This window comes from Tropicimonas sediminicola, from assembly GCF_900188335.1.
Taxonomy (GTDB): domain Bacteria; phylum Pseudomonadota; class Alphaproteobacteria; order Rhodobacterales; family Rhodobacteraceae; genus Tropicimonas; species Tropicimonas sediminicola.
In genome coordinates this window covers 160,151-174,611 of sequence record NZ_FZOY01000004.1, presented here as the reverse complement: position 1 = coordinate 174,611, position 14,461 = coordinate 160,151, and the positions used below count along the sequence as shown (strand labels likewise).

The 14,461-nt window shown below is 65.4% G+C and carries 15 protein-coding genes and 1 tRNA gene; 10 read left to right on the top strand and 6 right to left on the bottom strand.

Annotated elements, in window-relative coordinates:
* Positions 1-3 precede the first annotated feature (3 nt).
* On the top strand, positions 4-825 hold the full coding sequence (locus CHB86_RS11790; RefSeq protein WP_089233255.1) for an SDR family NAD(P)-dependent oxidoreductase: 822 nt from the start codon (positions 4-6) through the stop codon (positions 823-825).
* A gap of 22 nt (positions 826-847) precedes the next feature.
* Here the strand turns inward: CHB86_RS11790 and CHB86_RS11785 are convergent, their stop codons facing one another.
* Positions 848-1,252: a hypothetical protein gene (locus CHB86_RS11785; RefSeq protein WP_089233254.1), complete on the bottom strand. Its 405-nt coding sequence runs from the start codon at positions 1,250-1,252 to the stop codon at positions 848-850.
* Between the two features lie 105 nt (positions 1,253-1,357).
* Between CHB86_RS11785 and hemF the strand changes: the two genes are divergently transcribed.
* Together hemF and CHB86_RS11775 are read left to right on the top strand one after the other, a co-directional pair.
* Entirely contained in the window at positions 1,358-2,248 is an 891-nt protein-coding gene (gene hemF / locus CHB86_RS11780) for an oxygen-dependent coproporphyrinogen oxidase (protein WP_089233253.1), read from the top strand.
* Entirely contained in the window at positions 2,239-2,970 is a 732-nt protein-coding gene (locus tag CHB86_RS11775) for a GNAT family N-acetyltransferase (RefSeq protein WP_089233252.1), read from the top strand. The genes hemF and CHB86_RS11775 overlap by 10 nt, the downstream gene beginning before the upstream one ends.
* 6 nt (positions 2,971-2,976) lie before the next feature.
* Here CHB86_RS11775 and hemE read toward each other — a convergent pair whose 3' ends face one another.
* Entirely contained in the window at positions 2,977-4,011 is a 1,035-nt protein-coding gene (gene hemE / locus CHB86_RS11770) for a uroporphyrinogen decarboxylase (RefSeq protein WP_089233251.1), read from the bottom strand.
* A 104-nt stretch (positions 4,012-4,115) separates the two neighbouring features.
* Between hemE and hemC the strand changes: the two genes are divergently transcribed.
* The gene (gene hemC / locus CHB86_RS11765) at positions 4,116-5,078 is read left to right on the top strand and encodes a hydroxymethylbilane synthase (RefSeq protein WP_089233250.1); all 963 of its coding nucleotides are present in this window, start codon (positions 4,116-4,118) and stop codon (positions 5,076-5,078) included.
* A gap of 54 nt (positions 5,079-5,132) precedes the next feature.
* Here the strand turns inward: hemC and yidD are convergent, their stop codons facing one another.
* From yidD to rpmH, 3 genes are read right to left on the bottom strand one after another with little or no spacing between them, the layout of a single operon-like run.
* Positions 5,133-5,387: a membrane protein insertion efficiency factor YidD gene (gene yidD, locus CHB86_RS11760; protein WP_089233249.1), complete on the bottom strand. Its 255-nt coding sequence runs from the start codon at positions 5,385-5,387 to the stop codon at positions 5,133-5,135.
* A complete protein-coding gene (rnpA, locus tag CHB86_RS11755) occupies positions 5,384-5,740 on the bottom strand; it encodes a ribonuclease P protein component (RefSeq protein ID WP_089233248.1) in 357 nt (118 codons plus the stop codon). The genes yidD and rnpA overlap by 4 nt, the downstream gene beginning before the upstream one ends.
* Before the next feature lie 17 nt (positions 5,741-5,757).
* Positions 5,758-5,892 (bottom strand): 50S ribosomal protein L34, encoded by a 135-nt coding sequence (gene rpmH, locus CHB86_RS11750; RefSeq protein WP_089233247.1) that lies wholly within the window; start codon positions 5,890-5,892, stop codon positions 5,758-5,760.
* A gap of 289 nt (positions 5,893-6,181) precedes the next feature.
* Here rpmH and CHB86_RS11745 point away from each other — a divergent pair, with 289 nt between their 5' ends.
* The 4 genes from CHB86_RS11745 to CHB86_RS11730 all read left to right on the top strand — a co-directional run bounded on the left by CHB86_RS11745 (position 6,182) and on the right by CHB86_RS11730 (position 9,907).
* A complete protein-coding gene (locus CHB86_RS11745; RefSeq protein ID WP_089233246.1) occupies positions 6,182-6,934 on the top strand; it encodes a TVP38/TMEM64 family protein in 753 nt (250 codons plus the stop codon).
* A gap of 3 nt (positions 6,935-6,937) precedes the next feature.
* Positions 6,938-8,353: a dihydrolipoyl dehydrogenase family protein gene (locus CHB86_RS11740; RefSeq protein ID WP_089233245.1), complete on the top strand. Its 1,416-nt coding sequence runs from the start codon at positions 6,938-6,940 to the stop codon at positions 8,351-8,353.
* A 14-nt stretch (positions 8,354-8,367) separates the two neighbouring features.
* Positions 8,368-9,774, top strand: coding sequence for a sensor histidine kinase (locus tag CHB86_RS11735; protein ID WP_089233244.1), 1,407 nt, complete (start codon positions 8,368-8,370; stop codon positions 9,772-9,774).
* Positions 9,775-9,830: 56 nt separating this feature from the next.
* Positions 9,831-9,907: transfer RNA gene (locus tag CHB86_RS11730), tRNA-Arg, on the top strand.
* A 119-nt stretch (positions 9,908-10,026) separates the two neighbouring features.
* Here CHB86_RS11730 and CHB86_RS11725 read toward each other — a convergent pair.
* Positions 10,027-10,956 carry a thermonuclease family protein gene (locus CHB86_RS11725; RefSeq protein WP_176442860.1) on the bottom strand — a complete coding sequence of 310 codons (930 nt, stop codon included), beginning with the start codon at positions 10,954-10,956 and terminating at the stop codon, positions 10,027-10,029.
* Positions 10,957-12,109: 1,153 nt separating this feature from the next.
* Between CHB86_RS11725 and CHB86_RS11720 the strand changes: the two genes are divergently transcribed.
* Together CHB86_RS11720 and CHB86_RS11715 are read left to right on the top strand one after the other, a co-directional pair.
* Positions 12,110-13,036 carry a DMT family transporter gene (locus tag CHB86_RS11720; protein WP_245837919.1) on the top strand — a complete coding sequence of 309 codons (927 nt, stop codon included), beginning with the start codon at positions 12,110-12,112 and terminating at the stop codon, positions 13,034-13,036.
* Between the two features lie 453 nt (positions 13,037-13,489).
* Positions 13,490-14,422: an IS5 family transposase gene (locus CHB86_RS11715; protein ID WP_089233242.1), complete on the top strand. Its 933-nt coding sequence runs from the start codon at positions 13,490-13,492 to the stop codon at positions 14,420-14,422.
* Positions 14,423-14,461: the final 39 nt, after the last annotated feature.

Here is a 14,461-nt window from a genome sequence, read left to right as displayed (position 1 = left end):
CCCATGAGCTTCTCGATCGAAGGAAAGACCGCCATTGTCACCGGCGCCGCCAACGGCGTCGGGCTCGCCATCGCCCGGCATTTCGTCGACCAGGGGGCGAACGTGATGTTCGCCGACATGGACGAAGGCCGGCTCTGCGACGAGCTGGGCGAGGCCAATGGCGACGGCGGCCGCGGCACCGCGCGCGCCTTTGCCGGCGACCTGCGGGAGCGGCTGACCATTGCCAACCTGCTCTCGGCCACGATCGACGCCTTCGAGCGGGTCGACATCCTCGTCAACGCCTGCCGCCAGATGGTGCCATCCGACCCGCTGGACCCGGACAATGACGCCGTGCAGATGTTGCTCGAACAGAACCTGATGACCTCGCTGCGACTCAGCCAGGCAGTGTCGAAGCGGATGATCAAACAGGTGGAGGATCTGGAGCCGGACGAGTTGCCCAGCACCATCGGCTCGATCATCAATCTCTCCTCCATCGCCGCGCGGCGTACCCATCCCGAGCTACTGGGCTACTCCGTCTCGACCGCGGCGCTCGACCAGATGACCCGTTCGCTCGCGGTGGCGCTGGCGCCGCACCGGATCCGGGTGAATGGCGTTTCCTTCGGCTCGGTGTTGTCCAACAGCCTGAAGGGCGCGCTCAAGCAGAACGCCGATTACCGGACGAACATCCGCGATCATACGCCGATGCACCGCATCGCGAAGCCGGGCGAAGTGGCCGAGGCCGCGCAGTTCCTGGCCTCGGACGCGGCGGCCTTCATGACCGGCCAGATCATGACCGTGGACGGCGGCCGCACGCTTCTCGATCCGGTCTCGGCCCCGGCCCACTAGCCCGCGGCGAGCGTTTCGACGGTCAGCCGGCCGGATAGCGGAGGTTGCACTGCTGGAGTGCTGCTTCCGATTCCTTGACCAGCCGGGCGCGGGTCTGCTGCAATTCCTTCAGCTTGCGCTGCTCGGCGGCGCGGTCGATCGCGACAGGCCGGTCGCGGTAACGCGTCGTCGGCGTGTTGCAGTAACTCCAGCCGACGCCCATCCCGCGGCCATAGCCGACCCTGCCGCTGCCGACGCACAGGTCCACCGTACTGGTCACATAGGCTTCGCGATCCAGCGCGTAGCCGCGCGACAGGTTCTCCTGCGTCTCGAGGATCAGCCGGTCGACCACGGCCACATCCTGGGTCGCGGCTTTGAGGCAGGTCTGCCGTGTCGGCGCGCAGGCCACGAGCGCGGGTAGGGCAAGCAGGAGAATCAGGTGTCGCATATCAGAAGCTTAGACCCCCTGCATGGCCGCGCCAATCGCCTCCGGGGCTGGCCCGTTCTCGGCAAAACTGCTAGCGCTCCGATGATCTGCGAGGGAGAGCCTGACATGACCCAGCCATTCGACACGGAAAAGGCGCGTGCCTCTGCCTGGTTCCGCGAGCTGCGCGACCGGATCGTTGCCGCCTTCGAGGCGCTGGAGGACAGCCAGGCCGAGGGTCCGATGGCCGGCCTGCCGGCCGGGCGGTTCGAGGTGACCGAGACGAAACGCGCCTCCGACGACGGTGGCGACGCGGGTGGAGGGCTGATGAGCGTCATGCGTGGCGGCCGGGTCTTCGAGAAGGTCGGCGTCAATGTCTCGACCGTCTACGGCAAGCTTGGAGAAGCGGCGCAGAAGGCGATGGCGGCCCGCGGCGTGCCGGGGATCGAGACCGACCCGAGTTTCTGGGCCTCCGGTATCAGCCTTGTGGCCCATATGCAGAACCCGCACACGCCGGCCGTCCACATGAACACGCGGATGTTCTGGACGCCGCACGCCTGGTGGTTCGGCGGCGGTGCGGACCTCAACCCCTGCATCGAGTATGACGAGGACACCGCCGCCTTCCACGCGGCGCTCAAGACCGCCTGCGATGCGCATTCTTCCGACTACTACGAACGATTCAAGGCCTGGGCCGACGAGTATTTCTTCGTTCCGCACCGGGGCAGGGCGCGCGGTGTCGGCGGGATCTTTTACGACGACCTGAACACCGGCGACTGGGAGGCCGATTTCGCCTTCACGCGGGCGGTGGGAGAGGCCTTCCTGCCCGCCTTCCTGCCGGTGACGGAACGGCGGCGGAACCAGCCCTGGACCGACGTCGACAAGGAAGCGCAGCTCGTCCACCGCGGGCTCTATGCGGAGTACAACCTCGTCTACGACCGAGGCACCAAGTTCGGTCTCGCCACCGGGCACGACGCCAACGCGGTGCTGATGTCCCTTCCGCCGGTCGCGAAATGGCACTGAGGCGGGAGCCGCGGACCAACGCGCTCGGTCAGCCCATCGGCTGGCCGCTCGACGTGGCCCTGCCACGGCCGCGTCCGCACAGGGCCCCGATGCAGGGGCGGTTCTGCACCCTCGAACCGGCAGATCCGGAGGTGCATGCCGCCAGCCTGTTCGAGGCCTTCGCCACCAGCGCCGACCACCGGATCTGGACCTATCTGCCCTACGGACCCTTCGACAGCGCCGAGGCGCTGGCGGACTGGATGCGCGCGACTTGTCTCGGCAACGACCCGATGTTTTTCACCCTCCGCGAGGCGGGGGCGGGGCGGTGCCTTGGCCTTGCGAGCTATCTGCGGATCGACCCCGGCAACGGCTCGGTCGAGGTCGGGCACATCAACTTCTCACCCCTGGTCCAGCGCACGCCGATGGCGACCGAGGCGATGTTCCTGATGGCCGACCACGCCATGACGGACCTCGCCTATCGCCGGTACGAGTGGAAATGCGATGCGCTCAACGCGCCCTCGCGGGCGGCCGCCGAACGCCTGGGGTTTCTCTACGAAGGCACCTTCCGACAGGCGGCCCAGTACAAGGGCCGCAACCGCGACACCGCCTGGTTCGCCTTCACCGACGGCGACTGGCCCCGGGTTCGCGAGGCCCTGGCGGCCTGGTTGGCCCCGGAGAACTTCGATGCCGACGGGCAGCAGAGGCGGTCCCTCGCGGCGATCCGGCAGGCCGGTTCGGCCTAGGCCGGATCAGCCGTTCCTGACGGTCTCGATCATCAGCGCGACGTTCTCGGGGTCGGCATCGGGGGTGATCCCGTGCCCGAGGTTGAAGATGTGCGGGCCCTTCGAGAAGGCCTTCACGATCCGGCGCGTCTCGTCGACGAGCGCCTGCCCGCCGGTGACCATGTGCGTCGGCGCCAGATTGCCCTGCACGCAGCCATCCACCTGCACATGTTCGGCGGCCCAGTCCGCGCTCACCGAGTTGTCGAGCGCCACGCAATCGGCGCCGGTCGCCCTGGCAAATCCGATGTAGCGCTCGCCGGCTTCGCGCGGAAAGGCGATGATCGGTGTGTCGGGGTGGCGCGCCTTGAGTTCGGCGATGATCTTCTTCGCCGGCTCCAGCGCATAGCGGTCGAACGCCTCGCCCTTCAGCGAGCCGGCCCAGCTGTCGAACAGCTTCAGCACCTCGGCGCCTGCTTCGACCTGAGCGGAGAGGTATTCGATCGTCGCCTCGGTCAGTCGCCCCATCAGCGCATCGAACAGCGGCTGGTTCTCGGCCATCAGCGTGTGGGCCGGCCCCTGGTCCGGTGTGCCGCGCCCGGCGATCATGTAGGTCGCCACCGTCCAGGGCGCGCCGGCAAAGCCGATCAGCGTGGTCTCGGAGGGCAGTTCGCGCGACAGGATCCGCACGGTTTCGTAGACCGGCGAGAGCACCTCGTGGATGTCGTCCTTGCCCTTGAGCGCGTCGAACTCCGCCTGCCCGGTCACCGTGGACAGCCGCGGCCCTTCGCCGGTGACGAACCACAGGTCGGCGCCGAGCGCCTGCGGAACCAGCAGGATGTCGGCGAACAGGATCGCGGCATCGAAGCCGTAGCGCCGGATCGGCTGCAGCGTGACTTCGGCGGCGAGGTCCGGATTGTAGCACAGCGACAGGAAATCGCCGGCCAGCGCGCGGGTCGCGCGATACTCCGGAAGGTAGCGCCCGGCTTGCCGCATCATCCAGATCGGCGGGGTGGGCAGAACCTCGCCGGCAAGCGAGCGCAGCAGTTTCTTGGTCTCGGTCATCGGGCCCTCTCCCTCGTCGGCGCTACGCTGGGTGCGGCCTCTGCGACGGGAAGTCAAGTCGCGGGGGAGTTGTCAGTCCGCGGGGCGGCAATTAAGCACGGCCCATGACACAGGCTCTCCCTTCCCCCGACCGACCGCTCCGGATCGGCACCCGCGGCTCCCCGCTCGCCCTTGCGCAGGCCTACGAGACCCGCACCCGGCTCGCCGTCGCCTTCGATTTGCCGGAGACCGCCTTCGAGATCGTCGTGATCAAGACGACGGGCGACGACCGGGCGCTGATCGCGGCCGACCGGCCGCTCAAGGAGATCGGCGGCAAGGGGCTCTTCACCAAGGAGATCGAGGAGGACCTGCTCGCCGGCCGGATCGACATCGCCGTCCATTCGATGAAGGACATGCCGGTGGAGCAGCCCACCGGGCTGACGCTCGATTGCTACCTGCCGCGCGAGGACGTCCGTGACGCCTTCGTCACGCTCGACGGCAAGGCTTTCGGCGATCTGCCGGAGGGCGCGGTGGTCGGGACCTCTTCCCTGCGCCGTCGTGCCCAGCTTCTGTTCCGCCGGCCCGATCTGCAGGTGGTGGAGTTCCGCGGCAACGTGCAGACGCGGATGCGCAAGCTCACCGAGGGCGTGGCCGAGGCGACCTTTCTCGCCTGCGCGGGCCTGAACCGGCTCGGGCTGGACGATGTCCGCCGTACGCCGATCGCCGCCGAGGACATGCTCCCGGCGGTCGCGCAGGGGGCAATCGGCATCGAGCGGCGCACCGACGACAGCGCGGCAGCGGCCCTGCTCGACGCGATCCACGACGGGCCGACCGGCCAACGGCTGGCAGCCGAGCGCGCCTATCTCGCGGCGCTCGACGGCTCCTGCGAGACCCCGATTGCCGGGCTTGCCGAGCTCTCGGGGGGCGAGGTGACCCTGCGGGGCGAGATCCTGCGGCCCGACGGCAGCGAATGCCTCACCGATCACGGCAGCGCGCCGATTGCCGACGGCGCAGCGCTCGGGCGGGAGATCGCGGCCCGCCTTCTTGACCGGGCCGGGCCGGGCTTCTTCGACTGGCGCAAGGCCTGACGGCTGCTTCTGTCTGGAAAGATCCTCGCCGAAGGCACGGCCGCGCTGCGGCGGTCAGTGACGGTGGGCGGCGTCGTGCTCCGGGTCGGTGCCGGGCACGGGGTCGTAGCCGCAGCTGCCGAAAGGGTTGCACCGAGCGATCCGCCGGAGCGCCATCCAGCCTCCGCGGACCGCGCCATGCTTGCGCAGCGCCTCCAGCGCATAGGCGGAGCAGGTGGGCTGATAGCGGCAGTTGAATCCGACCCAGGGTGAGAAGATGAGCCGGTAGCCGCGGATCGGAAGCGACAGGATCCAGGCGGCGGGGCTCATGACTTGCGCGGCCTGGGCGAATGCACTCGCTCCAGCGCCGTTCGCAGATCGTCCAGCAGCGCGTCGAACGGCAGGTCGGCCGTCGCGCCCGCCTTGCCGATCAGCACGTAGTCCCAGCCCGGCCGCCCGGCCTCGGGCAGCACGGCTCGGGCGATCTCCCGCAGGCGGCGCTTGGCGCGGTTGCGGGCGACGGCGTTACCGACCTTCTTTGAACAGGTAAAGCCGACCCGCACAAGCGACGGATCGGCCTCGTCATCGCGGCGCTTGCGCGCCTGAAGCAGAAATCCCGGCGTCCCGGCACGCCCCGCACGGGCGGCCGCCAGGAACTCGCTGCGCTTGGTCAGGGTGGCCATCGGTGGCCGCCCCCGGCTCACGCGCTGAGCGACTTCCGGCCGCGGGCGCGGCGGGCGTTCAGGATCTTGCGACCACCCTTGGTGGCCATGCGCGCACGGAAGCCGTGGCGGCGCTTGCGAACCAGGTTGGAAGGCTGATAGGTGCGTTTCATCGCTCCGTCTCCGTTCTTGTGCTTGGGCCCAAATCCGGCACGGATTCGAAGGCTCTGATATCTCGAAGCCCGGCGCTTAAGCGAGATTGCGACCCGAGTCAATTCGGTTTGCTCACAGAAAGCCTGCAACATTCAGGTTTTTCGGCGGCCGATTTCCAGACCGGATGTTTCAAAACCCGCACCGGGACGCAGGACTTATCACGAAAGGGCAGGTGGCGCATCAAGCGGGCGTGAGCCCTCTGTCGCATTTCCGTGCCAAAGCTCATGTTCGGGATGACAAGATCACATCATGAGCAAGCCAAGACCCATGCCGAGCGACACGACCCAACCCAGACGCGCAAATGTCACGCGCGCCCTTCCTCTTGCCGCCATTGCCATCGTGGCGGTGGCCGGCGCCTTCCTGCTCGGCGATGCCCTGAGCTTCGAGACCCTCGCCGAGAACCGCGAGGCGCTGATTGCCTTCCGCGACAGCCATTTCGTGGCCACGGCGCTTGCCTTCGTTGCTGTCTATATCGTCATCGTCGCCTTTTCCCTGCCGGGCGCCACGGTTGCCACGTTGACCGGCGGTTTCCTGTTCGGCCTGTTTCCGGGCGTGCTCTTCAACGTGCTTGGCGCCACGATCGGCGCCTGCGTGATCTTTCTCGCCGCGCGTCGCGGGTTGGGCGAGGCACTCGCGGCGCGAATGGAAGCCTCCGAAGGGCAGGTCCGCAAGATCAAGGCCGGGATCGACGCCAACCAGTGGGAAATGTTGTTCCTGATCCGGCTGGTGCCGGTGGTGCCGTTCTTCGTCGCCAACCTCGTGCCGGCGCTCGTGGGCGTGCCGCTCGGCCGGTTCGCGATCACGACCTTTCTCGGCATCATCCCCGGCGGGCTGGTCTATACCTCGGTCGGCAGCGGGCTGGGCGAGGTGCTGGCCGCGGGCGAAACCCCCGATCTCGGCGTGATCTTCGAGCCGCACATCCTGCTGCCTCTCTTTGGCCTCTGTGTTCTGGCGGCGCTGCCGATCGTCCTGCGGGCGGTTCGCGGCCGCAAGGAGGACTGAGCGATGGATCGCATCGAAACCGATATCTGCATCATCGGCGCCGGGTCGGGCGGCCTGTCGCTGGCCGCCGGCGCGGTCCAGATGGGCGCGCGGGTGGTATTGATCGAGGCCGGCGAAATGGGCGGTGATTGCCTGAACTTCGGCTGCGTGCCGTCCAAGGCGCTGATCTCCGCCGCGAAGCACGCGCATGCCATGCGCTCGGGCGCCGCCTATGGTGTCACGCCTGTGGAACCCGAGATCGACTATGCCGTGGCGATGGGCCATGTCCGCGGCGCGATCGAAACCATCGCCCCGCATGACAGCCAGGAGCGCTTCGAGGGGCTGGGCGTGACCGTGCTCCGCGACCGCGCGCGCTTTGTTTCCGAGAGCGAGGTCGAGGCCGGCCCGCACCGCATCACCGCCCGCCGCTTCGTGGTGGCGACCGGGTCCCGTCCGCTCGTGCCGCCCATCGACGGGCTGGCTGACGTGCCGTTCCTCACCAACGAGACGCTCTTCGAGCAGCGCGAACGGCCGGAGCACCTGATTATCATCGGAGGCGGGCCGATCGGGTTGGAAATGGCCCAGGCCCACCGTCGTCTCGGCTGCCGGGTGACCGTCATCGAGGCAATGCGCGCCCTCGGGCGGGAAGATCCGGAACTGGCGGCCATCGCGCTGGAGCGGCTGCGCGCCGAGGGCATCGAGATCCTCGAGGACACCAAGGTCGAGAAGGTCACCGGATCGGCGGGCAACATCACCGTGCACAGCGGCGAGGCGGCGATCACCGGCACGCATCTTCTGGTCGCGGCGGGGCGCTCCCCCACGACGGAGGGGCTGGGCCTGGATGCCGCGGGAGTCGCGTTCGACAAGACGGGCATCAAGGTCGATGACGCCCTGCGCAGCAGCAACCGGCGCGTCTATGCCATCGGCGATGTCGCCGGCCGGCAGCAGTTCACCCATGTCGCGAACTACCACGCCGGGGTGATCGCGCGCTCGATCCTGTTCGGCCTGCCCGCCAAGGCGTCTGACGCGCATATTTCGCATGCGACCTATACCGACCCGGAGCTGGCGCAGGTCGGCCTGACCGAGGCCGAGGCCCGGGACCGTCACGGCGACGGGCTGGAGGTGGTCCGCTTCTCCTACGACCAGAATGACAGGGCGATTGCCGAGGGCCGCACGACGGGCCTCGTCAAGGTGATGGTCCACAAGGGGCGCCCGGTCGGGGCCGGCATCGTGGGCCCGCAGGCCGGGGAAATGATCGGCACCTGGGCGTTGATTCTCGCCAACGGGCTCAAGATGAAGGCGCTGACCAATACGGTGCTGCCCTACCCGACGCTGTCGGAGGTCAACAAGCGCGTCGCAGGGGCCTATTTCTCCCCGCGTCTGTTTGATAGTCCTTGGGTTAAGAAAGTGGTGGGCTTCATACAGCGCCACGTCCCGTAAGGCACTCAAGGCAGATGTTCCTCAATTCGCTCTCCGGCCGCTTCCTTCTTCTGACGGTGGCATTCGTCATGCTGGCGGAGGTGCTGATCTTCGTGCCGTCGGTGGCGCGGTTCCGCGAGGACTTCCTGCTGTCGCACCTGGAGCGGGCGCAGATCGCCTCGCTGGCGGTGCTGGCCTCGGACGACATGCTGGACGAGGAGCTTGAAGCCGAGCTGCTGGAGAACGCCGGGGTGCTGAACGTGGTTCTCCGCCGCAACGAGATCCGGCAGCTTGTGCTGTCCTCGCCCATTCCCGCTCCGATCCAGGCGACCTACGACCTGCGAAATGCCAGCGCGCTGGAACTGATCCGTGATGCCATTGCCTGCATCCTCGAGCCGGAACCGCAGGTCGTCCGGGTGATCGGCGACCCGGTCCAGCAAGCCGGCCTGCTGATCGAGGTCACCATGATGACGGGCGAGCTTCGCAGCGCCATGGTCGACTACGGCCTGCGCATCCTGCTGCTCTCGGCGGTGATCTCGGCCGTCACGGCCCTGCTGCTCTTCCTCTCCGTGCGCAGCCTGATCGTCGCGCCGATCCGTCACCTCGTCGATGTCATGCAGAGCTATGCGACCGCGCCCGAGGACGCGCGCCGGATCATCGCGCCGGGGGCCGGCGTGCGCGAGCTGCGGGAGGCCGAGGAGGCGATGCAGTCCATGCAGACCCAGCTGACCGGGGCCCTGCGCCAGAAGGAGCGGCTCGCCCAGCTCGGGGCGGCGGTGGCCAAGATCAGCCACGACCTGCGCAACATCCTGACCTCCGCGCAATTGTTCGCCGACCGGATGGAAAGCAGCGAGGACCCGGCCGTGCAGCGCGCCGCGCCCAAGCTGGTGAACTCGATCTCCCGTGCCGTCTCGCTCTGCGAGTCGACGCTGGCGTTCGGCAAGGCCGAGGAGCCCGCGCCGCGGCTGCAACACATCCAGCTCGCCCCGCTCGTCTTCGACGTCGTCGAGAGCGAGCGCCTCGCCGTCGGCAACGAGGACGTCAGCTATGGCGAGGATATCCCCGCCGGCATGTACCTGCGCGCCGACCCGGAGCAACTCTACCGGGTTCTGAGCAACCTCATCCGCAATGCCCGGCAAGCGATCCTGGCCAGCGGCAAGGGCGGCGAGATCTGCATCTCTGCCGACGAGACGGACGAGGGCTGGACGATCAAGGTGGAGGACACCGGCCCCGGCCTGCCGCCCAAGGCGCGGGAATACCTGTTCCAGGCGTTCCAGGGCGGCACCCGCAAGGGCGGCACCGGCCTCGGCCTCGCGATCTCCGCAGACCTCGTGCGTGGCCATGGCGGCCGGCTCGACATGCTTCATACCGGACCGGAGGGCACCGCGTTCGCGATCTTCCTTCCGAAGGCGGTAGCGATGGTCGCCGATGTCGCGGAGTGATTTTCTTCGATTGGCTCTTGCATCGCCCGACAGCCGAGTCTAAACGAACGCCTCACGCGCTGGTAGCTCAGTTGGATAGAGTACTTGACTACGAATCAAGGGGTCGGGGGTTCGAATCCTCCCCAGCGCGCCACTCAATCCTGATATCCAACTGAAATTGAACGACTAGATCGGATTGCGATTGGTAGGTTCCCCCATTTGTTCCCCCAGCTCTTTGGAGTGCTTGGAGTCGTTGAGTTGGGCGGCAGCTATCTAGTTGCACCATGGCCGTGGAAGTCTTGGGCAGGAAGTGCGACCGCAGATGAACCTCGCAGCCAGACCTTCCGATACAAGAATGTCGCCAACGTCGCTCCCGTCCACCCTTAGGTAGGCGCAGGCGCGGCCATAGTTGCACTGGTTGGTTCCCTGGGTCCCGGGTTTGCAGGCGCATGGCACGAATTCGACTTCCGCGAACTCGGCGTTGGTAAGCAGATCTTTCAGGCGCGCAGTGGCTTGCTTGCCAAGTTCGTATCCCTTTGCGCACACTGGTTCGTACGTCTCAGGTGTATTGAATCCAACGAGCCGAATCCGCTGTCCGTCGGAACCCAAACGAATTGTGTCGCCGTCGATGACCCCAATTTCTGAGGGGTCAACCGTCGAGGATGGCCTGGGGGTACTTCTCCGCTGGGAAAGCTTTGGCCTGGGCGAGACGGATATTCCGGCGCCGTCCTTCTGTACCACGGATGTTCCAACATCCACGCCGGCAGCAAATTTTCCACCGGAGACGGCATCGAACAATCCGTCCACGCTGACGTTGTCAAAAAGTTGCCAGGCCGAGAGCGCCACAACACTTGCGGCGACCGTAGGCAGAACCCATCGGTGCCATTTGTCTCGCCAAGGGGGAAAGGTGGTTACCTGCCGCTGGGTTCCTCCACGTTGCCGGCCAACGTCACGACGGTGTTTGCTGGTTGCGCCTTGCTGCTTTGTCCGAAGATCTATCACAGTGCCGTCTCGGGTATCGTACTTGGAAAGCGTCTCATGCAGCTTTGCGAACTGACGCGCACTGAGCCGCGAGCTTCCCCAGGACTGGGTTAGCTTCCGGCGAATGTCGGTAAGGAACCTCCGCTCCCACTGCTTGAGCTTGGCACTGGCGAGCGCTCGCTCGATCCGCAAGAGCGCTTGTTTTGCTTGTTCTTCCGTCACGGTCCAATCTCGCGCATCAAATGGTGCGCATTTCGAAAGCAATAGGTCTGTCGAATGGGCACATAGCATGAAGTACGGACATTGGGCACGTCACGCCGGTGCGCCACATTCCTTCGACTAGAAGAAATCTCGTCTGACGGTCGAAGGGCAGCCCGAGCGAGCGCCGAATGTTTGAATTGCGGATGCATGCAGGTACCGAAGCGACCGGTTGCTGGTCTTGGCGCTGCCGGGATTGCCCCCCCCCCCTTTCTTCTGCACCGCGAACAAAACCGGCGCCGCGCAGATAGCGCGACGCCGGGATGTTTATCAATTAACTCGCTGCACCTCGCCTCTAAAAACCCAAGGGGCAGGTGCCAAATTCACAAGTCAAAGAGGGGCAGGAGACTCATTCACGACTTAAACCATCCAAGGGCTCGGTACACAACGTTGCCCCTCTGACAGTGACTATGCCCCATGGTGCGTCGGGTTTCATGATGCTCAATAGTGCAATCGTGGCGTGCCATGCCGGGACGATCTCTCCTCGCCGGTGCCATTGTGAGGCCGCTTGATCAAATGCCACGATCTGGACAAGTCGATGCCGCGGTCTCGACCGGCTCGATTCCTGGCATGCATGGACGAAAAGCCCGCAGCAGGCGATCTATCGTTCATGCCAATGTGTGCGGCCAGCCGAAGCCGGAAGCACCCATCGGCCGCGCCCGCTGAGCGCAAGCCGGTTAATGGCCAATCGACCGATAAGACGCTGAAGAAGCGGTCATTCGATTTCGTCGCTCAGTTGACCGTGCAGAGGCCCTTGTCGTTCGGCCAAGTACGCCGAAGTGCTTGGCATGAATGCCGACCTTGCGGTCATCTGACGAAAAGGCTCAGATGACCGTTGTGAGCCCGAAGCGGACTTAACTCTTCAAGATGCTTGCCGTTGCTGCGATCCCGTTGACCAAGAACTCTGGCAGCGCGGCAATTCAAAAAGCGATTCTCCATTCCGCCCACAGCGAATGTGTCGATCTGAACGAGAGACTTGCGGAACTTTTTTCCGTTCGCTTCACGGATTTTTGGCGTCGCCTGGTTCCGGCGATTCAGATAGGTTCTTTACGTTGGCCTCGGATTTCCGGTCCGTGCCTTTTCCTCTCTCTGCGGAGATGACAGCCCGCAAGACCGAATGCGGGACATCGCTTTGACCTCGAGCCACTCCACTCCGCTGAGCCCGCACGAGCATCCACACGAGTTGAACAACACGCGCGGGCTGTTGCTGATGGGGCTTGGCTTTCTGCTATTCTCGGCCGCCGACGCCCAGGCAAAGCTGCTGACGGAGTCATTCCATCCGGTGCAGATCGTCTGGTTCCGTCAACTTGGGTTGCTCTCCGGTGTGGTGATTGCGCTGGCCATACGGGGGCCGTCGATCTTACGCACCCGCCATCCTGTGCTGCAGATCGCACGCGGGATGTTGGCAGTGATATCTGCGACATGTTTCATATTTGCCGTGAAATTCGTACCGCTGGCGGACGCTGTAGCGGTCAGTTTCGTCGCCCCATTTCTGGTCACGGCGATGGGGGCGTTGCTGCTGGGCGAGCGAGTCGGCTTGAAGCGCTGGATCGCCGTTGCCATCGGTTTCGTCGGGACACTGATCGTGATCCGCCCGGGGATGGGAGTCATGCACCCGGCGGTGTTGTTGGTTTTGGTCGCGGCGTCTGCCTTTGCCGTGCGGCAGGTGCTGTCGAGGCGGTTGGCCTCGAGCGACCAGACGATCACCACTGTCGCATATACTGCGCTTGCGAGCGTGCTGGCTCTATCATTTTCATTACCCTTTTTCTGGACGATGCCCGAGGCAGACTTGCAATGGGCGCTGCTGGCCGGCATGGCCGTGTTCGCGGCACTGGGCGAGCTTATGATTATCAAGTCGCTGGAAATAGCACAGGCATCCGTGCTGGCGCCGATGCACTACAGCCTGATAATCTGGAGCACGTTCTGGGGTTGGCTGGTATTCGACCAGTTGCCAGACCGATGGACATGGACCGGCGCTGCGATCATTGTTGCCACCGGCCTCTACATCATCCACCGGGAGCGACAGCTGGCCAGCGTCGATTGAGGTGACGGTTCTCAGACCGGGAGCTTCGTCCGCACTCCGGACCTAGCTTGGATACGAGAGATTGTCTGCAATGCGCAGTGAGCACCAGTTGGCCTCTGCGGGCCGAACAACTGGACTGTCCGCACTGCGGGTATCGACTAGCCGGACGATGCCGCACAGCGCAAAGAACGTCGGCTTTGACGAGGCCGCGCCGCGGCGATGATCATCTTGGCGAATGTCTGCTCAGGGCCGTTCGCATCGGTCGGAAACCTTGCTGCGCGTGCGAAGTGCCGCTCCCGGCCAACGGCCGCAAAGCGCAGGAAGCGACCGGCATGGTCGCCCCGGCGACGAGGCGGATCAAAGCGCAGCGCTGAAAGGGAAGTTTGCCGACCTTGCGGACATCTGAGCGGCGTTGTTGCAGAACTCTATCCTTGAAGGATTCACAACGTGAATCCATGCGGTTAGACGGCTGGCATGAGCAAGCCATCACCCGCCCGCTATCGCACCACGAACTGGTCCAGCTACACAGCTTCGCTGCGCAAGCGCGGATCACTGTTGATCTGGTTGGACAAGGAGATGACCTGGCTTGCGCCGCATGACGGCAGCCCCGGTCGCCCTGCGGTTTACTCGGATGCGGCGATCCAGTTCTGTCTGTCGATCAAGGTCCTGTTCAAGCTGCCACTCAGGCAGACTGCCGGAATGGTCGCCAGCCTGCTGCGGCTGGCTGGCCTGGACTGGGCGGTCCCGGATTATACGACCCTGTGCCGCCGCCAGAAGACCCTGGCCGTTCAGATCCCGTATCGCCGCGCCGATGGGCCGCTGAACCTGCTCGTCGACAGCACGGGGATCAAGTTCCTCGGTGACGGTGAATGGCAGGCCCGAAAGCACGGTGTTCAGGGCCGACGCCAATGGCGTAAGGTCCATCTGGCCATGGACACCGCCACATCCGATATCCGGGCAGTGGAGTTCACCCCCAGCCGAGACGGCGACAGCCCGGTCCTACCGGATCTGCTTGAACAGATCCCCGAGGACGAAGACGTCGGCACCGTGACCGCCGATGGAGCCTATGACACGCGACGCTGTCATACTGCGATCCTCGCGCGCGACGCGATTCCGATCATCCCGATCCGCAAGAATGGTCGGTGGTGGAAGGAAGACTGCCCAGCCGCAATCACAAGAAATGAAACCCTCCGGGCCACCCGGCACTACGGCCGGGCCTTCTGGAAACGCTGGACAGGGTATCACGCCCGCAGCCGGATCGAGGCGAAGATGCGTTGCCTGAAATCCTTCGGCGAGCGCATCGCCGCCAGAGACCCCGACCGACAAACCGCCGAAATCCACATCCGCATCGCACTCATGAACCGCTTCAACGCCCTCGGCACCGCCGGGATCCTCCGCGTGGAATGACATCAACGGGGAAAGGGGAAATCACGCCTTAGGGCTGAA